The organism is Parafrankia soli, from assembly GCF_001854695.1.
GTDB classification, from domain to species: Bacteria; Actinomycetota; Actinomycetes; order Frankiales; family Frankiaceae; genus Parafrankia; species Parafrankia soli.
This window is the reverse complement of the sequence record NZ_MAXA01000231.1, coordinates 37,543-60,914: the sequence shown is the minus strand read 5'-3', so window position 1 is coordinate 60,914 and position 23,372 is coordinate 37,543. Positions and strand designations below refer to the sequence as shown.

Here is a 23,372-nt window from a genome sequence, read left to right as displayed (position 1 = left end):
GTCGTAGGCCTTGTCCGCCCGCAGCTTGTCCGGTCGGCGCCGCCGCGGGCCGCACCGGGAACGGATCGCCGGGATACTCGCGACCAGCGGGAGGAGGACCTGGCTGTCGTGCAGGTTCGCCGTCGAGACCGCCACGACCAGTGGCAACCCACCCCCGTCGGTCAGAACATGAAGCTTCGAGCCTGCTTTGCCACGATCGACCGGGTTCGGACCGGTCAAAGATCCCCCCTTTTCGCCCGCAGACTCGCCGCGTCCACGATCACCGACGACCAGTCGACCTGCCCGGCCACACCATGGGCGTCGAGCACCGCCCGGTGCAGCCGAGGCCAGACCCCCGCCCGGGTCCAGGCCTGGAACCGGCGGTGCGCCGTGGGTACCGACACCCCGAACTCCTCCGGCAGATGCCGCCAGGCGTACCCCGCCGTCAACACGTAGACCACCGCGGTGAACACCGCCCGATCCTCGATCGGCGCAGTCCCGCCACCCTGCCGACGGGTCTCGAACCGAGGCAGCAGCGGTTCCACCAGCTCCCACAGATCGTCCGGGACCAGCCGCAGAGCAAGGCTGCTCTCCATCACATCCATGATCAGAGATGTACCCAGAGCCGCCACACAAGACACGCTCTAAGAGTCTCGTTGCCGGCGCTATCAGCACCTTTCTGGCTCCCTCCTGCCCCTCACGGCGCCTGTCGACAGCTCGTGACGATTGCGGCCGCTCCCTGCTCAGACGTGCGACGCCGGATGGCGGAATGGGTAATCAGCGGTCCAGACCCGGCGTATTCCGACGCGAGGCCAGCGGATCCCGGCGCTCGATGCGCCTATCCCGTCAGACGCCGCCCATCGCGCGCGAGCTGGCTGGACGATCGCCGGTTTCCGGCATCAGCACGCTGCGACATACGGAATCCCATCGACCACAGGCCTGGGCGGCCGGCGGGTACGGCACGCAGGGGATAGGCGGACGGGGGTGGCTGCGCCCCATCGGGCACTGAACCAGCGCCGATGGGGGGTCCGAGGCGATCATCGACGCCGTCGCGACCCGGCTTGCGGATCCGGCCTGCGCGCTCGGGAGCGACGCGGGGCCGGCCACGGGCGCGGAGCCGTTCGGCGGCGCGGGAGGCCCAGGGCGCAACGGCGGGGCCGATGTGGTCATCGAGGCCGTCGCGACGGACGCGGCGGGGGCTGCCCCTACTGAGGGCAAGGAAGGTTGGACGTTCGCGGCGGTAGCCGCCGAGTGCGCACGGATGCCACGCGGGGCGGTGGTGACCCTGATCGGACCCGTCAGAGCAGGCTCCCCCACCGAAGGCAGCCACCGGAGCCGGTCGCCCCATTCCCGCAGCCAGCTCAGCACCCGTTCCCCGACCAGCGGGCGGGAGACGAAGTATCCCTGGACCTCGTCGCACTGCCAGGCTGCCAGCGACGCCCATGACCTGGAGGTCTCCACTCCCTCGGCGACGATGCGCAGCCGGAGCGCGTGCGCGAGCGAGACCGTGGACCGTACGATCTCCGCTGCCGAGGAGTCACGGTCGATGTCGCGCAGGAAGCGCTGGTCGAGCTTCACCTCGTCCGCGGGGAGCTCCCGCAGGTAGGCGAGCGAGCACAGGCCCGTGCCGTAGTCGTCGAGGCTGACCCGCACGCCGTGGTCACGCAGACCGTAGAGGGTCCGCTGCGCCTGCTCCAGGACCGTGATGAGCCCGTCCTCGGTGACCTCGACGACGAGCGCCGACGCGGGCAGGCCGTGGCGCTTCAGCGAATCGCGCGCCAAGTCCACGAATCCGCAGTCGACGATGACCGAGGCGGGCACGTTCACCGACACGGCCAGCGCGGCGCCGGCCGCGTGCCAGCGGGCGCAGTCGGCAAGGGCGAGGTCGAGGACCCGCTGGGTCAGGCGCCCCATCAGGCCGGCGCGTTCCATCTCGGGCAGGAACATGTTCGGCGGACGGAGCCCGCCGGTGGGATGACGCCACCGCACCAGCGCCTCGACACCCCTGATCCGGCCGCTGCGCATGCCGGCCTTGGGCTGGTACCGCAGCTCGATCTGGCCGCCGTCCAGCGCCTCCCACAGGTCGGCCCGCAGCCCCAGCTGGGCACGGTCGCCGAGCTGGCACGCAGGGTCGTAGACACGCTGGCCGGTGTGGGACCCCTTGGCCGCGTACATCGCCTCCTCCGCCCGCCGCATGAGCTCCAGGATGCCGCGCCCGTGTTCGGGAGCATGGGCGATGCCGACACTGACGTCCGCCTGGACGCGCAGGTCGTCCAGGCGGACGGGGATTCTCAGCGCCTCCCGGATCCGCCGGGCGACCGCCTCGGCGCCGGCGAGGTCGACGTCCCGCCGCAGTACTGCGAACTCGTCGCCGTCGACCCGCGCGAGCAGGTCGGCGGGATGCAGCACGGAACGCAGCCGCGCGCTGACGGTGGCCAGCATGCGGTCACCGCCGCCCAGCCGGCCGAGATCACCCGACCGCTCGACACGGTTCACCTGGCGAGCGCGGTCGAGCCCTTCGGCGTCACCGGGCCGGTCAGCTTGCTCACCGGCCCTGCGCCGGTCATCTGGGGGCGGTGGCCCCCAGGAGGGCGGCGAGTAGCCGGTCCAGCGGTTCGAGAGCGGCCTCGATGGCATCCGCGCACGCGCGGAAGTCATCGAGGCCGCCGCCGAGGGGATCCCCGAGGTCGTCGTCATCCGGAGCGTCCGGGGGCGCCACGCCACGCGCGCCCGCGCCCGCCGTCCTGAGCGCCATTCCGGCGGCGCGCAGCCGGCCGCTGGGATGGCGGCCGGCGACCTCACCGGCGAGCTCGTCGATGTGCGACGATGCCACCGCCTCCGTCAGGCGCGCGAACTCCCGCAGGGTGAAGGTCCGCCGGACGGCGCGCGGTACGAGCTCGACGATCTGGGCCCGATGCGCCCGCGTCGCACAGAGCACGATGTCGGCCTGCACCACCATCACGGGCGTGACCTGACGCGAGCGGAACCCGGTGTCGTCCACGCCGCGTTCGCGCAGCACCGCCGCGGCCGTCGGCTCCATCGGCGCGCCGGGAAACGCCCGCACACCCGCGCTGCTGACCCGGGCCGAAGCCTCCGGTGGGCCAGGCAGGCCCGCCGCCGCCGTGAGACGATGCAGGCGGGCCGCGGCCAGGCGCTCGGCCATCGGCGAGCGGCAGAGGTTGCCGGTGCAGACCATCAGCACCGACCAGTCGGCACGCTCCCCGATGTTCTCCGAGCGCCTGGCCATCGCGCTACCCGCCCATCCTCGCCGCACCTACGACACCAACTACCGACAGTGCCCGAACGGATACTAGTCAAGCGGGATCGGTCCGCTGCGCGCACCGCCGGCGAAGCGCGTGACCAGATGGCGAGGGCCGGAAACGATCACCTCGGCTAACCCGCCATGCGTCCGTCCTGAACGGGCTGGGACGGCCGTCGCAGGCTCCCGCGCTCGCCACGCGATGACGGCGGCAGGAGACCTGCCTGCCACGACGGGCCGGTAGCGGACGGGGCTGCCACCGGCCGCGCCGACGTGACGGGCTGCGTGGCACCYAGCGCCGCTCGCGCTCCGCGCCGAGGCGTTGATCGCCTCCCGCCCGCCGTGGCGGCGCCGTTCCCGATCGGCGCAATGGCTCCCGATCCGGCTGTCGATCCTGATCCTGCTGCCAGCGCGGCGGGCCCGCGGGCGACGGAGCCCTGGGTAACGGACCCGACGTTGATCGGGCCCGTCGCGGGAGCCTCTCCCAGGGAGGGCAGCCGCCGGAACCGGTCGCCCCACTCTCGCAGCCAGCTCAGCACCCGCTCACCGACCAGCGGCCGCGAGATGAAGTACCCCTGGACCTCGTCGCACTGCCAGGCCGCGAGATAGTTCCAGGACTGCGACGTCTCGACCCCCTCGGCGACGATGCGCAGCCGCAGCGCGTGCGCGAGCGAGACCGTGGAGCGCACGATCGCAGCCGCGGACGTGTCCCGGTCGATGTCGCGCAGGAACCGCTGGTCGAGCTTCACCTCGTCGGCGGGCAGTTCCCGGAGGTACGCKAGGGAGCAGAGACCGGTGCCGTAGTCGTCGAGGCTGACCCGCACGCCGTGGTCACGCAGACCGGCAAGGGTTCGCTGCGCCTTCTCCAGGACCGTGATCAGCCCGTCCTCCGTGACCTCGACGACGAGCACCGCCGCGGGCAGGCCGTGACGTTCCAGCGACCCGCGGACCAGGTCGACGAAACCGGGATCGACGATGACCGACGCCGGCACGTTCACCGAGACCGCCAGCTCGGCGCCGGCGCGATGCCAGCGGGCACAGTCCGCCAGCGCGATGTCCAGCACCCGCTGGGTCAGCCGGCCCATCAGGCCGGCGCGTTCCATCTCGGGCAGGAACATGTCCGGCGGGCGCAGCCCGTCGATCGGATGGCGCCAGCGCACGAGCGCCTCGACGCCGCTGATCCGACCACTGCGCATGTCGGCCTTGGGCTGGTACCGCAGCTCGATCTGGCCGTCTTCCAAGGCCTCCCGCAGGTCGGCCCGCAGCCCGAGGCGGGTGCGGTTACCAAGCTGGCAGTCGGGGCTGTAGACGCGCTGGCCGCTGTGGGAACGCTTGGCCTCGTACATCGCGGCCTCGGCCCGCCCCATGAGCTCCTGCACGCTCCGGCCGTGCTCGGGCGCGTGCGCGATGCCGATGCTGACATCGGCCGGGACCGGCAGGTCGTCCAGCTGGACGGGCAGCCGGAGCGCGTCGCGGATCCGCCGGACGACCGCCTCAGCGCCGGGGAGGTCTGTCCCCCGCAGCAACAGCGCGAACTCGTCGCCGTCGACCCGCGCGAGCAGGTCGGTCGGGCGGATCACCGAAGACAGCCGAGCACTGACGCTCGCGAGCATCCGGTCTCCGTGCTCGTGACCGAGAGCCCCGTTGATGTCCCGCAGGCGGTCGAGATCGATCAGGATGAGCGCCGCGGACGCCGGGCCGCCGGCCCGATGGCCACCGCCGAGCCACCGGGAGGCGGTCCGCATGAAGCACCGGCGGCCCGGCAGGCCGGTGAGGCCGTCCGTGCCGTTGCGGTGGCGTCGGCCGAGCGCGACGGCCCGCCCGCCGAGCCCGAACGCCGGCAGCCACGCCACCGCGGCCGCCGCCAGCGACATCGTCACCGCGGCGGTCGGCACCAGCGCCCGGCTGGCGAGGTACCAGACGACGAGCATCGTGAGGACGGCGACGGCGCCGCGGCCCGGCGTCCCGGCCCACCACCCGGCGGCCTGCGAGGCCGGATACGGCGCCGGGTCCTGGTCCGGGTGCTGCGCCGAGGCCGGCGTCGGCGCTACCGGGTACACCGCCCGGTTCGGCAGGTGTATCCGACCCACCCACGGGCCTGCCGGGGCTGTCCCCTCCCGTGAATCCGGGATCGCACCGGAAGTGCGGCGGGGCTTTCCCTCAGTGCCGGCCGGTTTGTCGATTCCACCGCCGCGGGGCACCGCCGCCGCCGTGGCGGATGCCCACCACGGCGACACGGTGCGCGGCGCGGTGAGGCGCCGGAGCCGGCCCACACGCACCGACGTCGTCACGGGCCCTCACCCGCCGGACCAACCAGAGAACTGATTTGCCTGACCATACGATTTGCCCCCGAAGTCGAACCTGTTCCGCCCGGAACGAAGCTCCCCTTCGCTTTGGCCGCTGCCCGATCGATGGGCGGCAGCCGGCGCATGGTTCGTTCGTCCCCGCGGTGTGCGAGCGTAACCCACACGAGTAGGCAGATTATCCGACGCCCGGCATTTCCGGACCCGGCGGAACCGGACCAGGCCGCGTGCTTCTCCTCGGAGGAACACCTCGCCGGCCGAATTCCGAACCAGCGGCCGTCGTTCGGCGGCACAACGCCATGACATTGGCGTTTCGTGGTCTACATGTGGCCTGCATGTGGCCTGCCCAGAGCAAAGGGGCGCCGGGGTAGCGGACCACCCCCATGCCACAGGGAGCAACGCCGCCGCACCTTCCGCGGCTAGTCGCCGACCGTTACTCTCGTAGCAGGCAGATGTGGCTCGACCGCCGGAAATACGACGAACAACAGGAACGCGACGGTCAGMAGCAGCAGGAGCCCGGCGAGCGGGATCCGAACCCTCCCGGGCCCTGGCAGGTGTCGGTAGATCCAGCCGTACATTCTCGTTCCCCCTACTCGTCCGCGAGCGCCGGAGGTGGTCCGTCGGTCTTGTCCGTGGTCTCGTCGAGCTCGGCGAAGACGATAAGTCTGCTCCGCGCCGAGAATCGCGGATGACAGGTCGTCAGCGTCATAATTGCGCTGGTGGGCGCAATACCGGGGTGTTCCGGAACTGGATAGGTCACGTCCAGCCGATGTGGGTCGACGACCTCCGACCGGGTCACCCGATAGGTGAAATACCGATCGGCGACCTCCACCACGATCGGATCGCCCACCCGCAGCTCGTCCACCCGGCTGAACGGCTTTCCGTACGTCGTGCGATGGCCGGAAACGACGAAGTTCCCCACCTCGCCGGGCATCGCCGTCCCGGGGAAATGCCCTGGTCCGCGGCGCAGCGCGTCCGCTGACACGCCTTCGACGATGACCGGCGCGTAGTCCGCGCCGAAGCGCGGCACCCGTAGCACCGCGAGCCCCTCACCGAGGTCGACGGGCGGCACGGCCCGCGGCGGGTCGGTCTCACCGGTGGGCGCGGGGGGCGGGGGCCTGTGCGCCCAGGCGGTGGTCAGGTCCTGGCGGAGGTCACTCTGCGTCCGGGCCGCCAGGATGTCGGTGATCCAGAGCTGGTAGACGAGAAAGAGCACCACGACCACACCCGCCGTGATCATGATCTCGCCGAGGCCACGGGTGACCCGTCCGCCGACCGGACGAGCCGCCAGCGCCGCCGACGGGTACCGCCGCCGCGGGCGGCCGGGCCCGCCGGGGCCGCCGGGGCCGGGCGGGCCCGGCCGCACGGCCTGGTCCGGCTGTCGTCCGCGGCGTGCCCTGGCGGGCAGCCGGCCGCCGGGGTCGTGGTGCGGGTCCACAGCCTGCCGGGCCCGCGGCACGACCGATGGGCCAGCGGGCCGCCGCGTCGGCCGGGCGTCCGCCGGCCGGTCCACGGCGACGTCGGTCGGCAGGTCTGTTGGCGGGTCGACCGGCGGCGGAACCGTCGGCGGGTCAGCGGGCGGCAGTTCGGTCGGCGGGTCCGGCAGTGGTAGGAGCGTGAGCGGATCAGGCGCAGGCAGGACGACTCCCTTGCCCTCTTCGTGTCCCGCGGCCGTCGACCCACCACCCATGCCATCACCCTAAGGCATCAGACCAGTACTCTTTGCAATTGAGTAGCGAGGGTCGAAGCCGAACGGCAGCTCCAGCCGATGGGCGGCCAGCAGTGCCTCGTCGGCGAGCAGGTCCACCGTCGCGCCGTCGACGGCGATCACCCCCCCGTCGAGGATCACCGACCGGGGGCACAGCTGCAGCGCGTAGGGAAGATCGTGGGTGACCATGAGGAGGGTGAGGTCGAGGCCGGTGAGGACCTCGGCGAGCTCCCGCCGGCCGGCCGGGTCGAGGTTGGCCGACGGCTCGTCCAGGACGAGCACGTCGGGTCGCATGGCGAGCACCGTCGCCACCGCCGCACGGCGCCGTTCCCCCAGGCTGAGATGGTGGGGAGCCCGGTCCGCGAACTCGTCGAGGCCGACGGCGGCAAGCGCCTCGCGGACCCGCTCGGCGAGGTCCGCCCCGCGCACGCCGAGGTTCGCCGGGCCGAAGGCGACGTCCTGCCCGACGGTGGGCATGAAGAGCTGGTCGTCGGGATCCTGGAACACCAGGCCCACCCGGCGGCGGACATCCCGCATGTTCGGGGCCGTGACGGGGACGCCGTCGACCCGCACCGAGCCGGCCCCGGGGGTCAGGATGCCGTTGAGATGGAGCATCAGGGTCGTCTTGCCCGCGCCGTTCGGTCCCAGGACGGCGACCCGCTCGCCGCGCGCGATCGCGAGGTCGACCCCGAAGAGCACCTGGCGGCCGTCCGGGTAGGCGAAGGCCAGCCCCTCGACCTCGATCACGCCGGCGCGCCCAGGTCGAGGCGCCGGCCCAGTACGGCGATGGCCGCACCGAGGATGACCAGGCACAGCGCCGCGCCCCACTGCGCCCGCCGCGGCGCCGGGCCGGGCAGCGCACCGGGCAGCGCGCCGGTGTAGCCACGGGCCAGCATCGCCAGGTGCACCCGCTCGCCCCGCTCGTAGGAGCGGATGAACAGCGTTCCCAGCGACGCCGCCAGCGCCCGGGTGGCGAGCAGCGACCGGGGCTCGTGCGCGCGTGAGCGGCGCGCGACGCTCATCCGGCCCATCTGGTCGATGACGATACCGGCATACCGGATCATGAAGGAGGCCACGGCGACGATCACCGGAGGCATCCGCAGCCGCTCCAGACCGACGAGCAGCTCCCGCGCCGGGGTGGTCGCGGCGAGCACGATGACCGTCATCAGCCCCAGGGTAGCCCGCGCGACCAGCCCGAACGCCTGTTCCAGGCCGGGCCTGGAGAGTGCCACGCCGAGCACCTCCGTCCGCTCCCCCGGCACGACGAACGGCAGGGCAACCGCGAACGCGACGAAGGGCAGCTCGACCGCGAGCCTGCGCAGGACGAGTCCGGGCGGAAGGCGGGCGAGCGCGCACAGCCCGCCGACGACGGCCAGATGCGCCCCGAACGCCCAGCCCGCGGTGATGGGCGTGAGCACGACGCACACGACGTACCCGAACGTCGCCACGATCTTGCACTGGGCGGGCAGGCGGTGCAGAACACTCCCGCCCGGATGGTAGGGATCAAGGACATGGGCGCCACCCATGACGTGACCGTTCCCGGCCGGCGAGGTCAGGCGGCGGGTGCCGCGCCGGCACCCGCCGCATCCGTCCCCACACCGCCGGGACCACCAGGACCCGGATCATCCGGCCCGCGGTCACCGGTCGGAGCCGACGCGCGGCCGGGCCCGCGGGACCGCAGCCGGACCGCCCCGAAGACGAGCAGGCCACCGACGACGAAGGCGATCGACACTCCGATGACGCCCGCGACGCCGCCGGCGAGGCGCTCGTTGCCGATGCCGGAGACGGCGTAGTCGGCGAGCGGCCAGTTCGCGAAGGCGTGGTCGTCGGCCTGGCCGAGGAAACCCTTCTCCTCGGCGACCTTCTCCAGGCCGTCCGGGTGCGAGCTCGCGTAGCCGGACACGAATCCGGCGAGCACGAACGCCACGAACAGCCCCGCGACAACGAAACGCGTGTTGCCGCGACGTGCCCCGCCGGCGGTCATGCCTCGCTCCCCGAAGCCGCCCGGCGGCCGGTCACCGATGTCGCGGTGGGCTCGAGGCCGCCGGCGGCGGCACCGGTGCCGCCGCCGTGGCCGGTGGGCACGGCCGCGGCCGGCGGGCGGATCTCCAGCCGCCGGGCGTCGAGAAGATCCCGAGCGCCGTACACGAGGTCGGGCCGGGTGCTCATGACCAGGCTCACCGTCGCCGCCGTGATGACAGCCTCCCCTATTCCGATCAACACGTGCACTCCCAGCATCGCGCCGACGACGCCGCCGAGCGGCAGGTCCACCGTCCCACCGAGGGCGAACTCGATCACGAACGCCCCGGCGGCCAGCGGCACGGTGATCAGCGCGGCCACGGCCGAGGCGGCGGCGACCGACGGCGCGCGGGCCGGCAGGAGCCGCAGAACCAGCGCGAACAGGGCGTACCCGCCGAGCGCGCCGACCAGGGCCATGTTCGTGATGTTGAGGCCGAGCGCTGTCAGCCCGCCGTCCGCGAACAGCGACTGGACCCCGAGCACCACGGCGATGGCGATCGCCCCCAGCCAGGGCCCGACCAGTACCGCCGCCAGCACACCGCCGAGCAGGTGGCCGCTGGTGCCCATGGCCACCGGGAAGTTGAGCATCTGGGCCGCGAAGACGAAGGCGGCGCACAGCCCGGCGAGCGGGACCACCTGGTCCGAGGCCTCATCGCCCGCGCGTTTCACCGCGTACCCGACGCCCGCGACGGCGACCGCCCCGAACGCGGCCGACGTCGGTGCGTCCACGAATCCGTCCGGGATATGCATGATCTCTCCTCGACCGCGGTGCCCGAACCAGGCGGCGACGCCCGACCGGCCCTCGGTCGCTAAGGATACGCAGCTGCGAATAGTTTGCAGTACCAAACGCCTGACTCCGCCGAGTCCGGGCGACCAGCTGGTGCGCCACGCGCCCACACCATCACCCGCCAGCCAGCACTTTCAGTAATCTCTTCGCTACTCTTAGCCCGAAGGTGTGGGGCTGCCGCCCGGGCGCCACCGGAGTCGGCACCCCGCGCCCGGGCCAGCACGCACCACGGCCCATCCACACCAGCCCGCGCAGGTCCGCACGAGGTGAGTCCATGAAGACCGTCGCGGTGATAGTCCACTGGGGAGCACCCGATCCGACGACCGGGCTCGCGACCCGACTGGACGCCTCCGCCCAGATCGACCAGGTCGCCGTCGTCGCGAACGACCAGTCCCCGCGGCCGGCCCAGCTCCCGCCGGGGGTCAGCTGGCTCCTCCCCCCACGCGATCTCGGGGTCGGGGGCGGCTTCCGGCACGCGGCGGACGCCTTCCCCGCCGCGTCGGCCTACCTGCTGGTCACCAACGACGTGGCGATCGCCGAGGACACCATCGCGACCTGCCTCGACCTGCTGACCGGCACCAACATCGGCGTCGTCGCGCCGACCCTCGTCGTGGCCGACGGCGTGCGGGCGGCCGCGGCCCGGCTCACCAGGTTCCTCGTCGCGTCAAAGGTGCTGGGACGGGCCCCGGCCAGCCGCCCGAGCGAGGCCGACTGGGTCTCCGGCGCGGCGATGTTCATCAAGGCCGAGTGCCACCGGCGGGTCCCGATGGACGGCCGCTTCTTCCTCGGCTTCGAGGACATCGACTTCTGTCACCGGGCCCGCAGCGCCGGCTGGAGCGTGGTGGTCAGCCCCGCGCGCGCCTGGCGTGCCAGTGGTGGCCTCACCTCGCCGGCCCACCACGACTACTACTACTGCTACTACGAGGTGCGGAACCGACTGTGGTTCACCCGCGTCCGCCGCTGGCACGGGCGCACAGCTCTCGTGACGGCGTGGACGATTCTGGTGACGCTGCCCCGTGCCACCGTCCTGGGCCTGTTCCGCGGCGGCGCGCCGCGCGCGGGCTCGACCCTCGTCCTGCACGGGCTGGTGGACGGGCTCGGTGCGCTCCCGCCGAGCGGTGATCCCAGCCCGGACGAGCCACGTGTCACCCGCTGGACGGCCCCGGGCTGACCCGGCCGGGCGGGGCGGCCGGCACCGGCCGGGCCGACTCCTCGGTGTGCCGCCGGCTCCGCTGCTCGACGACAGGTACCGGCCCGCCCGTCGGGACGGTGAGGAACACCGCCTGCCAGGCGAAGAGGTTCGGCCGGTTCGCCAGGGCCCAGCGGTCGGCGCGCGCGACCAGCTCTCGCGGGAGCAGCCGCCGGCTGTGCCACCAGGGCAGGCCGCCACTGGCGTCGGAGGCGAGGATGGCCAGGCCGTTCGTCTCCAGCAGCCGGCGGGCGGTCTCGACGGTGAAGAACCGGACGTGGGTGGAGTCCATCACGCCGGTCTCGGTGTACTCGAACCGGCCGAGGAGATGCAGGGCCCGCTGCCGGAAGTGCGCGACGTTCGGCAGGGCGATCGCGATGCGCCCCCCGGGCGCGAGGACCCGGCGCGCCTCCGCGATCAGCGCGGCGGGATCGACCAGGTGCTCCAGGATGTGCGACAGCAGGACCAGGTCGAACGACCCGTCGGCCGCGAACGGCAGCCCGGCGGACAGGTCGGCGAGCTCGGTGGCGACGCACTCCGCGGTGGCCGCCACCAGCTCCGCCGGATCGAGCGTCACCCCGGTGACCTGCCAGCCCTGTTGCCGCAGCAGTCGCGCGTTGTCACCGGCGCCACAGCCACAGTCGAGGACCCGGCCGGGTGGGATGTCGAGCAGGTCGAGCAGGGCCCGATTCCCCGGATTGCGGTATTGGAGGTCCATGGGCATCGACGGCTCCCTGTGGTTCACGCTCGGAAATACGCCAGTCAACTACACCAAGAGATTGTCTCACTACAAACAGTAGCAGTAGTAGTCGGTGACATCGCGCAAGGCACCGCCCGCCACACGGAGCCACACCGGGCCGGGCGTAACGCGATAACTACCAGGAGACTCACTAGTATCACTCTCCGTGTCACACTTTCGCAGATCACCCCGTCCGCCGGCCCAGGGTGCGGGCGGCCCGCGAGTGCTCCTGCTCAGCCCGTCACCGGACCGCCAGGACCCGGACGCGGCGCGCGACCTCGCGGTGATCGCGGCGCGGCTGCGCGCCGGCGGTGCCGAGCTCCTGCGGATCGAGCCATCCGAGACGCCCGCCCTCACCGGCGCCCAGCCCACCACCACCGCCACCACCGGCGGCGCCGCCGCCGCCGACCAACCCGTCGCCGCCCGGCTCACCGGCGCCAGGCTCACCGACTTCGGCCGCTCGCTGTGGCACACCGCCCTCGGCACGAGGGCACTCGGCGTGCTTGACTGCGTCGTCGTCGGGCGGGCCGATCTCATCCCGGTGGGCATGCTGGCGGCACACCTCACCGGCGCACGGCGGGTCCCCGTCCTGTTCCACGGCACGGACATGTGGACGATGCGACCCCACCTGCGCTGGCTGCTTCGCCGCGATCCCCTGCTCTACCCGGTGACGACGAGCTCGTTCGGCGCCGGCGCGCTCTGCGCGGTCAGCGTGGGGGCGGTCCTCGCCCCGGGCCTCGAGCAGCGGTGGCGGGACACGCTGCTCGCCGAGGCCGGCCGGCGGCGCCCGCTGCCGCCGGTGCCCACCGTGCTCAGCGTGTTCCGCCTGGACGAATGGGAGGCCAAGGGCCTGCCCGCCCTCGTCGAGGCCGTGGCCGAGGCCCGCCGCGTTCTGGGCGCGGTGCGCCTGGTGGTCGCCGGGCCGGGGCCCGCGCCCGGCGCCCTGCACGAGCTCGTCGCCGCCAGCGAGCACACCGAGCTGCATGAGAACCCCGGCGACGAGGCGCTGGCACGGCTCTACGCGACGGCGGACCTGTTCGCCCTGTGCACCCGGACCAGGACGTCACCGCCGGTGAGCGGCGAGGCGTACGGCCTCGCCCTGCTCGAGGCCCAGCTCGCCGGGTGCGCGGTGATCGGCCCGGCGCGGGGCGGCGCCCGCGACGCCTACCGCAACGGCGACACCGGGTGGACGCCGTCCGACGAGTCCCCGCAGGCGCTCGCGCGCGTCCTGCTGGATCTGCTGGCCGATCGGGCCCGGCTGGCCCGCGCCGGCCGCCAGGCCGCGGAGTGGGCGAGCGCCTGCACCGACCCGCGGGCCCACACCCGCGCCGTGTTCAACACCCTGTTGGGCTGCGAGCCCGTCGTGCCGGCCCCCGCCGAGGACGTGCTTGCGGCGAGCCAGCCGCCCCGGACGACCGGAACCCCGGCCGTGCGGTAGCGGAACGCGGACACCGCAAGCCGCCCGGGCCGCCAATCCGGGGTGTCAGGCGCTCGCCGCGCGTTCCTCGCAGGCATGCTCCAGGCCGGCACCCTGATGGCCGGCCGGCGCGCCGAGCGGGCGCCGCGCCACCAGGAGCCGCCGGACCACGCCGTCGCCGTCCAGGCGCCCAGTGCCTTCCAGGGTCTCGGCGCTCTCGGGGTTCTCGACCTGGGGCACCGCGGCCGTGATGATCTTTACGTGGGTGAAGCCTGCCCACTCGACCAGCCGCGCCGCCCGCGCCCTGGTCCGGACGGTGCGGTGCGGCCCGGAGCGGCGCCGCGTGCCCGGGCCCGGCCGTGCCGGTGCGCCACCGCGCATCCGCGAGCCACCCTCGCCGCGCGCGCCCGGCCCGGCGGCGAGCCCGTCGTCCGGCTCGTCGACCGCCACCTGCATGAGCAGGTGACCCCCGGGCCGCAGGACGGCCCGCACCGAGGTCAGCATGGCAGACAGGTCATGGTCGTCGAGCTGCTCGGCGAGTGCGAGGCACACGGCGACGTCCACCCGGCGGCCGGACTCGAAGAACTGCCGGGGCGTCCGGTAGTCGATGTTGAGTGCCGGGTTGAGCACCCGTGCGCAGGCGAGAGCGCCCCGGGACACGTCGATCGCCGACACCGACCACACCCGCCCGGCCACCGCCCGGGCCAGGTATCCGGGGCCGCAGCCGACGTCGAGCAGGTCCTGCTCGGGCGCCAGGTAGGGAGCGAGCACGTCGCGGACGAAGACCTCGCGGGAGCGGCGGCTACGCCACGCGCCGTCGTCCCGCCCGTCGGGGCCGCTCGGGCCCGGCCCGAGCAGCCACAGCGCCATGCCCGGCCGCCGGGCCTGCGGTGTCGCGGCGAGCAGCGCCCGAGCGCAGATCGCCCCGAGGCCGTTGCGCGCGCCAGCGGATCCGGACGGTACGACGCGCGCCCGGTGTTCCAACGCCGGAACCGGCACCGAACCGTCAGGGAGTCCGGGAGCCGCAGATCCTTCCGGACTGCCTGATCGCTGCGTCACAGTGTCCGACCCTGACAGGACGGACACACTTAGTCAACGAACCACTACAGCGAGTCCAACTACTCGCCGAGTACGACTACTCCAGGTAGTCGCGCAGCTTCTGGGATCGGGACGGGTGGCGCAGCTTCGACAGCGTCTTCGACTCGATCTGCCGGATACGCTCCCGGGTGACCCCGAACTCGCGGCCGACCTCCTCCAGCGTGCKCGGATGGCCGTCGGTGAGGCCGAAGCGCAGCTGGATCACCTTCTTCTCGCGGTCGGACAGCGTGTGCAGCACGGAGTCGAGCTGCTCCTGCAGGAGGATGAAGCTGGCGGCGTCCACCGGGACGACCGCGTCGCAGTCCTCGATGAAGTCGCCGAGGTGGGAGTCCTCCTCCTCACCGATCGGCGTCTCCAGGGAGACCGGCTCCTGCGACACCTTGAGGRTCTCCCGCACCTTGTCGGGCGTGAGGTCCATCTCCTTGGCGATCTCCTCCGGGCTCGGCTCCCGGCCGAGGTCCTGCAGGAGCTGGCGCTGGATGCGGATCAGCTTGTTGATCGTCTCGACCATGTGCACCGGGATGCGGATCGTCCGGGCCTGGTCCGCGATGGCGCGGGTGATGGCCTGCCGGATCCACCAGGTGGCGTAGGTGGAGAACTTGTAGCCCTTGGTGTAGTCGAACTTCTCGACCGCGCGGATGAGGCCGAGGTTGCCCTCCTGAATGAGGTCCAGGAAGAGCATCCCGCGCCCCACGTAGCGCTTGGCGATCGAGACGACGAGCCGCAGGTTCGCCTCGACGAGCTTCCGCTTGGCGATCTGACCGTCCCGCTCGATGGCCTCGAGATCCCGCCGCATCTGCGGGGAGGTCTTCTTCGTCGCCACCGCGAGCTTCTCGGAGGCGAACAGGCCCGCCTCGATCCGCTTGGCGAGGTCGACCTCCTCCTCCGCGGTGAGCAGCGGTACCTTGCCGATCTCCTTGAGGTACATCCGCACCGGGTCGGAGGTCGGCGCCTTGAGCGCGAGCTCCTCCTCCTCGCGGCGGCGACGGGCCAGCAGATCCGCCTCGTCGGCGTTCTCCCCCCCGGCCTCGAGGACCTCGATGCCCTCGTCGTTGAGCACCTGCAGGACGGTCTCGGCCTGCTCGGGGGGCAGCTCGGCCGCCTGGATCGCGACCGTGACGTCCTCGGTGGTGAGGAAACCGATCTCCTTGCCACGGGTGATGAGGTCCTTGACCTCGTCCACCTGGGCCTCGCGGGGTAGGACGGTAGGACTCATGGGCGGAATCTCGTCACTTCCTTCTCGGGATCGACCCAGGTTACGCGGCACCTACGCCCCGCTCCCGGAGTTGGCGACTGCGCTCTTCCAAGGCAATCAGCTCACCGAACGCACGGTTGTAGGCCTCCGTGTCGGATGCCGGGTTCAGTCGCTGCACCCGCGACTTGAGTTCCCGGATCCGACGGGTCACATGCAGTTCCTGCACACGCGACATCTGATCGTCGACGTAGCGGTCGTCCACATCGTGGTCGCACAGCACCCCCTCGACAGCGAGCGCGAGGACGAACCGCCGGAGCTCCTCGTCCGGCGTCGCGTCCACCACCGCCGCAACCCAGCCGGACGGGTCACCGGCCGCGTACAGACCCGCGCACACCCCGCCCGCCACGGCGATCGCCTCCCGGACGGCACGGTGCGCGGGAACAGTGAACAGCTCTGTGGACAGCGTGTCGAACATCGGTCCGGCCAGCCCCGGATGTTGCAGGGCGAGCTTGAGGGTCTCCCGTTCGACGATGGCGGTCGCATCGTCCGGCGCCGGGTCCAGCCGCCGGCGCGCGCCGACGCCCTCGGCCGCCCCGGCCTGCGGCCGGTGCTGCCCCACCCGCTCGACCACGAACCGCTCGTCGAGGAAGCCGAGCCAGCGGTCGAGGTTCACCGCGTACCGGTGCCGCATGCCGGCGTCCTTGAGCCGGTTCACCAGCGGGGCTGCCGCGTCCAGCGCGGCGATGCGGCCCTCGGTGGTGTTGAGGTCGTAGCGGTCGATCACGCCGCGGATGGCGAACTCGAACAGCGGCTGGCGACTGGCCACCAGGTCGCGCACGGCCGCGTCACCGTGCTGCGTCCACAGGTCGCAGGGGTCGAGGCCGTCCGGCTGCACCGCGACGAAGGTCTGGGTGACGAAGCGGTCCTCGTACTCGAAGGCCCGCAGGGCGGCGGCCTGGCCCGCCTTGTCTCCGTCGAAGGTGAAGATGACCTCGCCGGTGCGGGCGTCGGAGTCCATCAGCAGCCGGCGGACGATCGCGACGTGGTCGGCGCCGAAGGAGGTTCCGCAGCTCGCGACCGCCGTCGGCACCCCGGCCAGGTGGCACGCCATGACGTCGGTGTAGCCCTCGACGACGACAACCTGGTAGCGGCGCGCGATCTCGCGGCGGGCCAGGTCGGCGCCGTAGAGGAGCTTCGCCTTCTTGAACAGCGGCGTCTCGGCGGTGTTGAGGTACTTGGGACCGGCATCGGGGCCCTCGGCGAGGCGCCGGCCGCCGAAACCGACGACCTCGCCGCCGAGGTCGCGGATCGGCCACAGCAGGCGGTGGTGGAACCGGTCGATGAGGCCGCCGCGGCCGCCCCGCTTCGCCAGCCCGCCCAGCTCCAGCTCCTCGGCGGTGAACCGGCGGGCGAGCAGGTGCCTGGTCAGCGCGTCCCAGGACGACGGCGCGTAGCCGAGACCGAACTGTTCCGCCGCCGCCCGGTCGAAGCCGCGCGAGGCCAGGAATTCCCAGCCGGCCCGGGCGTCCGGGGAGGAGTGGAGCTGTTCGACGTAGAACTCGGCGGCCAGCCGGTGGGCGTCCAGCAGCCGCTGACGCTGGCTCGTCACCGCGCGGCTGGTGGTGCCCCCGCCCTCGTAGGTCAGCGTGATGCCGGCCCGCCGGGCGAGCCGCTCGACGGCCTCCGGGAAGGTCAACCCGTCGATCTTGCGGATGAAGGCGTAGACGTCCCCGCCCTCGTTGCAGCCAAAGCAGTGGAAGAACCCGACCGAGGGCCGCACGTTGAACGACGGTGACTTCTCGTCGTGGAACGGGCACAGGCCGACCAGGCTGCCACCGCCGACCGGACGGAGCTGCACGTGGTCACCGATGACGTCCGCGATGGGTGAGCGCTCCCGTACGAGAGCGATGTCAGCGTCGCGGATGCGTCCGGCCACCGATACCCTCCCTGCTCACGTCCGGCGGACCCACCAGCGGCGGGCTCCGAGGTCACTGGTCCGAGTCACTGGATAGACGGCGCGCCCCGGTCGGGGGTTGCGCGTCGCGGGTTACTTGTGTCCGGTCACCTGATACGACGCTGCCGGTGGTACGGCCGACCGCCGGGGCTACTATGCCGCCGGCCGGACGGTGCCACCGATGACGCCGGTGTCAACGGTCCTTTAGCGTGATGGTACTTGTCATCCGGCCGACAGTGCCGATCTTGCCGGCAGGAACTCCGTGGGCGACCGATCGACGACCCCACGGACCGCCACGGCGACGTCACCGCACGCGCACACTCGACCACACCGAGCGGCGCGCTCCGGCCGAACCATGATGCGCCACGAACCACAACGGACGCGCCCGACGGACCACCCGGATCACTCCAGCATCGCGCCACGGTCACATCCCATCCCAAACGCTGTCGGCAGCGATCACAGCGTACGTCGTTTTTCGCTGGTCACAGCGCCCTCGGCAGCGGGCGGCCCGTCAGTGCCGCGTGCCGGCGCCCGGCGCTGGCGTCGGTGAGCCGGGCGACCTGGTCGATGACCACCCGCAGCCGGGCCGCGTCGTCGGCCGCGTGCCGGTAGGAGTCGGCCAGCGGCGCGTCCAGCGACGCCGGTGCGCTGGCCGCGAGCAGGTCGACCAGCTCGGCGATCAGCTCGCGCTGCCGGGCCCGCCGCTCGGCGGCGCCGGGCCGGCCCATCACGTACCACGCGGTGACGCCCTTGAGCGCCGCGCACTCGGCGAGCGTCTCCACCGGCACGACCAGGTCGGCCCGGTAGCGGCGCAGCGGCTCATCTCCGTGCCACTCGCGGGTCGCCCGCACCGCGGCCATCGAGAACCGGGCGACGAGTTCGCTGGTCATCGCGCGCAGCGCGGCCAGGCCGGCGACGGACCCGACCTCCTCCCGGATCCACCACGGCTGGGCGCGCAGCCGGTCGAGCCCGGCCGCCGCGGCGGGCGCGTCGACGTCCGGGTACCAGGCCGCCGTCCGGGCGGCCAGCTCGGCACGCAGCTCGGGGTCACGCAGCGCGGCGAGGTCGATGTGCCCGGCGACGACGCCGTCCTCCAGGTCGTGCACGGAGTAGGCCACGTCGTCCGCCCAGTCCATGAGCTGGGCCTCGAAGCTGCGCCGCGCGCCGGGGGCGTCGCGGCGCACCCAGGAGAGGATGCCGGCGTCGTCGGCGTAGGCCCCGAACTTCGGCGTGCCGGCGCGGCGCAGCCACGGGTACTTCACGGCGGCGTCCAGGGTCGCCCGGGTCAGGTTCAGCCCCGCGCCGCCGCCGGCCGCGCCGCCACCGGTCTCCCCGGCGGGCGCGACGATCTTCACCTCGAGCCGGGTCAGCTCGCGCAGGCTCTGGGCGTTGCCCTCGAACCCGCCGCAGGCGTGCGCCGCCTGGTCGAGCGCCACCTCTCCGTTGTGACCGAACGGGGGATGCCCGATGTCGTGGGCGAGGCAGGCGGCGTCCACCAGGTCGGGATCGGCGCCCAGCGAGCGGGCCAGACCGCGCCCGATCTGCGCCGTCTCGAGCGAGTGGGTCAGCCGGGTGCGCGGGAAGTCGTCGTCGAGCGGGCCCACGACCTGGGTTTTTCCGGCAAGTCGCCGCAAGGCGCTCGAATGGAGCACCCGGGCACGATCCCGCTCGAACGGGGTGCGTTCGCCCGGTGTAGCCTTGTCCTGCTCTGTGACCTGTCGTGCCAGGTCGGCAGCGTCATACCACTCACTGACCACGTAGCCGAGCGTATCGGCGCGATTCACGTACCTACGTCGATCGCAACGACGATACTTTGGGCGCACCCCGTTCCCCCAACTCGGCCCGGAGGCCCGCCGTGGACAAGATCGTCAAGTACGGTGCGATCGCATTCCTTCTCTTCTTCGTCGTCACCGCACCGGACAGCGCCGCGAGCATCATCGACCGGGTGTTCGGCTGGCTCGAGGACATCGGGAACGGAGTGTCGGAGTTCGTGACAGACACGGCCCTGTGATGCGGTCCCGGCGGGGCCTGATGTCTGCGACACTTCGTCCGTGGTGAGACTCCAGCTTCCCGACCCTGCGCTGCGGGACACCAAGTACCTGGCCTCCCAGGAACGCCTGGTGATGATGGTTCGGCTGCACTGGGCCATCATGCTGCCGGTCCTTCTGCAGACGCTGGGTGCCGTCATGCTCGCGCTCGTCGTGAACATCCTCTTCGCGGCGCAGGGCATCGACACCGGGCCGATCACCACTGTGCTGTGGTACTTCGCCCTGTTCATGATCCTCCGGATGCTCTGGAAGATCGCGGACTGGCACTTCGACCACCTGATGATCACCGACAAGCGGTTGCTGAAGGTGTCCGGCATCGTCTTCCGGAAGGTTCAGACGATGCCGCTGTCGAAGATCACGGATCTCACCTACAACCGGGACCCGCTCGGGCGGCTCCTCGGCTACGGCGAGTTCGTGGTCGAGTCCGCGGGGCAGGACCAGGCCCTCTCGAAGATCAATTTTTTGCCGCGGCCGGACCGCCTCTACCTCACCCTGGTCGACATGACCTTCGGTGGCGGTCCGTCCCCGGCCGGCGACGACTGATCCCCCTCGACTCACCCCGAGGGGACGTCCCACCCTCACCACGCGGCTGCCCATACCCGCCGGCGTCTCCCGTCACACTGCCGCCTCGCCGACCTGCCGCCTCGCCGACATCGCGCCGTTCACCCTGCCTGCCGAACGAAGGACCCGGTTCTGGCGTTCCAGGGAAAGGTGAGCTTAAGCTAAGCGCCTTCCACCTGGGTGGATGACATGGGCATGTATGGGGACTGGCCCTGACACGGGCCCATCTCCAGTCCGCCGTCATCCACCCGGTGTCGTCGTCCGCTTTGTGCGAGGGTCGGGGCCTGCCAGAGATGCGTGCCAGCGTTGGCGTCCCGTTCGCGCGCGGACTACGCGTCTTCGGTGACCGGCTCGCCACCGTCGGTGCCGACGGATCAACGCTCACCTACCGCCAGCTCGCGGACCGGGTGGACCAGGCCGTCACGAGGTTGGGCCCGACGCGGCGGCTGGTGATGATCCTGGGGGCCGCCGAGCTGTCTGACGACCCCGAGCCGCTCGTGGTCTACCTCGCCGCGCTCGCCGCCGGGCATCCCGTGCTGCTCGTCGGCCCCGACGACGAGCAGGCTCGGGAACTCACCGCGGTGTACCGCCCGGACGTCGTCCTGGCGCGCGCGCCGGAGGGCTGGCGGATGCGCGAGCACCACACCGGGCCGACCCGGGACCTGCACCCCGACCTTGCCCTGCTGCTGTCGACCTCGGGCTCGACCGGATCCGCGAAACTCGTCCGGCTCTCGGCCGACGGCGTCCAGGCGAACGCCGAGGCGATCGCGTCGTACCTGGATATCCGGGACAGCGACCGCGCACCGGTCCAGCTGCCGATCCACTACTGCTATGGCCTTTCGGTCGTGAACAGCAACCTCGCGCGCGGCGCCGGGCTGCTGCTCCCCGAGGGCTCGGTCACCGCCGAGCGGTTCTGGACGATGTTCCGCGAGTGGGGCGCGACCAGCCTGCACGGGGTGCCGTACACGTTCGACCTGCTGCGGCGGATCGGCTTCGAGGACATGGATCTGCCGCTCCTGCGGTATGTCACCCAGGCCGGCGGTGCCCTGGCGCCACAGCGGATCCGTGAACTCGCACGGCTCGGCCGGTGCCGCGGCTGGCGGTTCTTCGCGATGTACGGCCAGACCGAGGCGACCGCGAGGATGGCGTACCTGCCGCCGGACCTCGCCATGACCCGCCCGGAGTCGATCGGACGACCGATCCCCGGCGGATCGTTCGAGATCGTCCCCGACCCCGACCAGCCCTCGCAGGGCGAGCTGGTCTACCGGGGACCGAACGTGATGATGGGATACGCCGAGAACGCGGCGGACCTCGCGGCGGGCCGCACGGTGGAGGCTCTGACGACCGGTGACATCGCGCGCCGCGCACCGGACGGGCTGTACGAGATCGTCGGACGGGCCTCGCGCTTCGTCAAGCTGTTCGGTCTGCGCATAGACCTCGACCGCACCGAGCGCATCCTCGCCGAGCGCGGCCTGAGCGCGGCGTGCGTCGGAACGGACGAACAGCTGACCGTGTTGGTGACGGCACCCGGGACCGATCAGGCGGCCGCCGTCCTGGCCACCCGGCTGCGCCTGCCACCGGCCCATGTCCGGGTACTGGCCGTCGAGGCGATCCCCCGCCGACCCAACGGCAAGATCGACTATCCGGCCGTCCGCGCATGGGCCGACGCGCACCCCTCCGGGGCCGAGACGTCCGGCGCGCACCCGTCCGGCCCGCCTGCAGCCCTGTCTCCCGCGGCGACGTCGGTCGTTCGCGCGCGGTTCGCCCGGATCCTGGGCCACGCCGACGTACCGGATGACGCCACCTTCGTCGGGCTCTGCGGCGACTCCCTGACCTATGTGCGGATGTCGTTGGAGATCGAGCGCGTGCTCGGTCATCTCCCGACCGCCTGGCCCACGATGCCCGTGGCCGAACTCGAACGCCTCGCCGCCCAGCGCGACGGGTACACGCGACGACCCGGACGGCGGCGCGCACGCGGCCGGGACGGCGGCGGCACCCTCCCGGCCCGCACGACCGGAACCGGAACCGGTCTCATCCGGACCGTCGAGGTCAACGTCGTGCTGCGGGCGGTGGCCGTGGTGCTCATCGTCGCCAACCATGTCGGGCTGTTCCATCTGCTCGGCGGGGCGCATCTCCTCCTCGTCGTCGCCGGGTGGAGTTTCGCGCGGTTCTGCCTGACGCCCGGCGGCCCCGGCGGCACCGGGCGGGGGGCGGCGACGAGCCGCCGGATCCTGCGCGCCGCCGGGCGCATCGCGGTCCCGTCCATGCTMTGGCTGGCCTGGCGGGCGGCCAGGGCCTCGGACGTGGGCCTGTCCAACGTGGCACTGATCGACAACTACCTGCGCCGCGGGGTGCCCGGGTACTGGTTCGTCGAGGTCCTCGTCCAGGTGCTGGTCCTGCTGGCCGCGCTGTTCGCGATCCCCTCGGTCCGGCGCTGGGAACAACGGAACGGATTCGTCTTCGCCCTCGTGCTGCTGGGGCTCGCGCTGCTGGTCAACATCCCGACGGACGGCGTCGGGACCTTCCCCAGCGCGTTCTACGTCACGCATGGCGCGGCGTGGTTCTTCATGCTCGGCTGGCTCGCCTGCCGGGCGACGGGCACCGCCGGGCGTCTCACGGTGCTGGGGATCGCGGCCGCGACGGTACCGGGCTATTTCGGCAATCCGACACGGGAGACGGTGGTGCTGGTGGGCCTGGCCGCGCTCATGTTCGTCCCACGGGTGCCGCTTCCCGGGGCTGTCGTCGCGCTCGCCGGGGGGATCGCGGGCGCGTCCCTGTACACCTATCTCACGCACTACGCGGTGTACGAGATCGCGCTTCCCTCGCTGGGGCCGCTGCCGGTGCTCCTGCTCTGCCTGGCGATCGGGACAGGCACGGCGGCCGCTGCCGAACGGGCGCGGCTGAGCCGACCGCGGGCGGAGCACCTCGCGGCCGCGCTCTGGCGGGGCGCGGTCCGGGTGGGCGAGCGGACGGCGCGGGGCCGGCGGTGGGCTGTGGCCCCGCCGTTGCGGGCCGCCTCGGTCGGGTCGCTGGCGGGGCCCATCCTGCTCGGGCAGCCGCTGACCCACGCGTTCGGCCGCCTGAACCGACCCGGCTGAGACCGCCCGGACCGTGCC

Annotated in this window: 20 protein-coding genes; 5 read left to right on the top strand and 15 right to left on the bottom strand. The window is 72.4% G+C overall.

Annotated features, from left to right (window positions below; all coding sequences use genetic code 11):
- The 10 genes from BBK14_RS42960 to BBK14_RS23065 form a co-directional block, all read right to left on the bottom strand.
- On the bottom strand, nucleotides 1-219 hold a 219-nt coding region (locus BBK14_RS42960; protein WP_198541403.1), incomplete at its 3' end, for a transposase.
- Nucleotides 216-575, bottom strand: coding sequence for an IS5/IS1182 family transposase (locus BBK14_RS42955; RefSeq protein WP_071065356.1), 360 nt, complete (start codon nucleotides 573-575; stop codon nucleotides 216-218). The genes BBK14_RS42960 and BBK14_RS42955, both read right to left, overlap by 4 nt.
- A gap of 250 nt (nucleotides 576-825) precedes the next feature.
- Nucleotides 826-2,475 (bottom strand): putative bifunctional diguanylate cyclase/phosphodiesterase, encoded by a 1,650-nt coding sequence (locus BBK14_RS23100; protein ID WP_241831777.1) that lies wholly within the window; start codon nucleotides 2,473-2,475, stop codon nucleotides 826-828.
- Nucleotides 2,476-2,542: 67 nt separating this feature from the next.
- A complete protein-coding gene (locus tag BBK14_RS23095; protein ID WP_071065355.1) occupies nucleotides 2,543-3,226 on the bottom strand; it encodes an arsenate reductase/protein-tyrosine-phosphatase family protein in 684 nt (227 codons plus the stop codon).
- A gap of 146 nt (nucleotides 3,227-3,372) precedes the next feature.
- The gene (locus BBK14_RS23090) at nucleotides 3,373-5,328 is read right to left on the bottom strand and encodes a putative bifunctional diguanylate cyclase/phosphodiesterase (RefSeq protein WP_241831776.1); all 1,956 of its coding nucleotides are present in this window, start codon (nucleotides 5,326-5,328) and stop codon (nucleotides 3,373-3,375) included.
- 802 nt (nucleotides 5,329-6,130) lie between these two features.
- A complete protein-coding gene (locus BBK14_RS23085; protein ID WP_071065354.1) occupies nucleotides 6,131-7,231 on the bottom strand; it encodes a class E sortase in 1,101 nt (366 codons plus the stop codon).
- A 9-nt stretch (nucleotides 7,232-7,240) separates the two neighbouring features.
- On the bottom strand, nucleotides 7,241-7,996 hold the full coding sequence (locus tag BBK14_RS23080) for an energy-coupling factor ABC transporter ATP-binding protein (RefSeq protein ID WP_071065353.1): 756 nt from the start codon (nucleotides 7,994-7,996) through the stop codon (nucleotides 7,241-7,243).
- Entirely contained in the window at nucleotides 7,993-8,775 is a 783-nt protein-coding gene (gene cbiQ, locus BBK14_RS23075; protein ID WP_071065352.1) for a cobalt ECF transporter T component CbiQ, read from the bottom strand. Before cbiQ ends, BBK14_RS23080 begins: the two co-directional genes overlap by 4 nt.
- A gap of 26 nt (nucleotides 8,776-8,801) precedes the next feature.
- Nucleotides 8,802-9,233, bottom strand: a complete 432-nt coding sequence (locus BBK14_RS23070; protein ID WP_071065351.1) for a PDGLE domain-containing protein — start codon at nucleotides 9,231-9,233, stop codon at nucleotides 8,802-8,804.
- Nucleotides 9,230-10,018, bottom strand: a complete 789-nt coding sequence (locus BBK14_RS23065; protein WP_071065350.1) for an energy-coupling factor ABC transporter permease — start codon at nucleotides 10,016-10,018, stop codon at nucleotides 9,230-9,232. The genes BBK14_RS23070 and BBK14_RS23065 overlap by 4 nt, the downstream gene beginning before the upstream one ends.
- A 311-nt stretch (nucleotides 10,019-10,329) precedes the next feature.
- On the opposite strand from BBK14_RS23065, the gene BBK14_RS23060 reads away from it, so the two are divergent.
- Nucleotides 10,330-11,226, top strand: coding sequence for a glycosyltransferase family 2 protein (locus BBK14_RS23060; RefSeq protein ID WP_071065349.1), 897 nt, complete (start codon nucleotides 10,330-10,332; stop codon nucleotides 11,224-11,226).
- On the opposite strand, the gene BBK14_RS23055 is transcribed toward BBK14_RS23060, so the two are convergent.
- A complete protein-coding gene (locus BBK14_RS23055; RefSeq protein ID WP_241831775.1) occupies nucleotides 11,201-11,968 on the bottom strand; it encodes a class I SAM-dependent methyltransferase in 768 nt (255 codons plus the stop codon). The genes BBK14_RS23060 and BBK14_RS23055 overlap by 26 nt on opposite strands.
- Nucleotides 11,969-12,206: 238 nt before the next feature.
- Here BBK14_RS23055 and BBK14_RS23050 point away from each other — a divergent pair, with 238 nt between their 5' ends.
- Nucleotides 12,207-13,421, top strand: a complete 1,215-nt coding sequence (locus tag BBK14_RS23050; RefSeq protein WP_241831774.1) for a glycosyltransferase family 4 protein — start codon at nucleotides 12,207-12,209, stop codon at nucleotides 13,419-13,421.
- Nucleotides 13,422-13,466: 45 nt separating this feature from the next.
- Here BBK14_RS23050 and BBK14_RS23045 read toward each other — a convergent pair whose 3' ends face one another.
- The 4 genes from BBK14_RS23045 to BBK14_RS23030 form a co-directional block, all read right to left on the bottom strand.
- Nucleotides 13,467-14,384 carry a class I SAM-dependent methyltransferase gene (locus BBK14_RS23045; RefSeq protein ID WP_241831773.1) on the bottom strand — a complete coding sequence of 306 codons (918 nt, stop codon included), beginning with the start codon at nucleotides 14,382-14,384 and terminating at the stop codon, nucleotides 13,467-13,469.
- Nucleotides 14,385-14,535: 151 nt separating this feature from the next.
- On the bottom strand, nucleotides 14,536-15,714 hold the full coding sequence (locus tag BBK14_RS23040) for an RNA polymerase sigma factor (protein ID WP_071065347.1): 1,179 nt from the start codon (nucleotides 15,712-15,714) through the stop codon (nucleotides 14,536-14,538).
- A 40-nt stretch (nucleotides 15,715-15,754) separates the two neighbouring features.
- Nucleotides 15,755-17,629 carry a DNA primase gene (dnaG, locus tag BBK14_RS23035; RefSeq protein WP_071065346.1) on the bottom strand — a complete coding sequence of 625 codons (1,875 nt, stop codon included), beginning with the start codon at nucleotides 17,627-17,629 and terminating at the stop codon, nucleotides 15,755-15,757.
- Nucleotides 17,630-18,129: 500 nt separating this feature from the next.
- Nucleotides 18,130-19,431, bottom strand: a complete 1,302-nt coding sequence (locus BBK14_RS23030) for a deoxyguanosinetriphosphate triphosphohydrolase (protein WP_083391186.1) — start codon at nucleotides 19,429-19,431, stop codon at nucleotides 18,130-18,132.
- 71 nt (nucleotides 19,432-19,502) lie between these two features.
- Here BBK14_RS23030 and BBK14_RS39075 point away from each other — a divergent pair, with 71 nt between their 5' ends.
- The 3 genes from BBK14_RS39075 (at nucleotide 19,503) to BBK14_RS23020 (ending at nucleotide 23,354) form a co-directional block, all read left to right on the top strand.
- The gene (locus tag BBK14_RS39075) at nucleotides 19,503-19,658 is read left to right on the top strand and encodes a hypothetical protein (protein WP_198541402.1); all 156 of its coding nucleotides are present in this window, start codon (nucleotides 19,503-19,505) and stop codon (nucleotides 19,656-19,658) included.
- 40 nt (nucleotides 19,659-19,698) lie between these two features.
- Nucleotides 19,699-20,238, top strand: a complete 540-nt coding sequence (locus BBK14_RS23025) for a PH domain-containing protein (RefSeq protein WP_020459727.1) — start codon at nucleotides 19,699-19,701, stop codon at nucleotides 20,236-20,238.
- Between the two features lie 311 nt (nucleotides 20,239-20,549).
- Nucleotides 20,550-23,354: a non-ribosomal peptide synthetase gene (locus BBK14_RS23020; RefSeq protein WP_071065345.1), complete on the top strand. Its 2,805-nt coding sequence runs from the start codon at nucleotides 20,550-20,552 to the stop codon at nucleotides 23,352-23,354.
- Nucleotides 23,355-23,372 lie beyond the last annotated feature (18 nt).

What these genes read in the sequence shown, in the direction of transcription:
- BBK14_RS42955 (WP_071065356.1), bottom strand. Translation starts at nt 575, where the DNA reads ATGGAGAGCAGCCTTGCTCTGCGGCTGGTCCCGGACGATCTGTGGGAG.
- BBK14_RS23095 (WP_071065355.1), bottom strand. Translation starts at nt 3,226, where the DNA reads ATGGCCAGGCGCTCGGAGAACATCGGGGAGCGTGCCGACTGGTCGGTG.
- BBK14_RS23085 (WP_071065354.1), bottom strand. Translation starts at nt 7,231, where the DNA reads ATGGGTGGTGGGTCGACGGCCGCGGGACACGAAGAGGGCAAGGGAGTC.
- cbiQ (WP_071065352.1), bottom strand. Translation starts at nt 8,775, where the DNA reads ATGGGTGGCGCCCATGTCCTTGATCCCTACCATCCGGGCGGGAGTGTT.
- BBK14_RS23070 (WP_071065351.1), bottom strand. Translation starts at nt 9,233, where the DNA reads ATGACCGCCGGCGGGGCACGTCGCGGCAACACGCGTTTCGTTGTCGCG.
- BBK14_RS23065 (WP_071065350.1), bottom strand. Translation starts at nt 10,018, where the DNA reads ATGCATATCCCGGACGGATTCGTGGACGCACCGACGTCGGCCGCGTTC.
- BBK14_RS23060 (WP_071065349.1), top strand. Translation starts at nt 10,330, where the DNA reads ATGAAGACCGTCGCGGTGATAGTCCACTGGGGAGCACCCGATCCGACG.
- BBK14_RS23055 (WP_241831775.1), bottom strand. Translation starts at nt 11,968, where the DNA reads ATGCCCATGGACCTCCAATACCGCAATCCGGGGAATCGGGCCCTGCTC.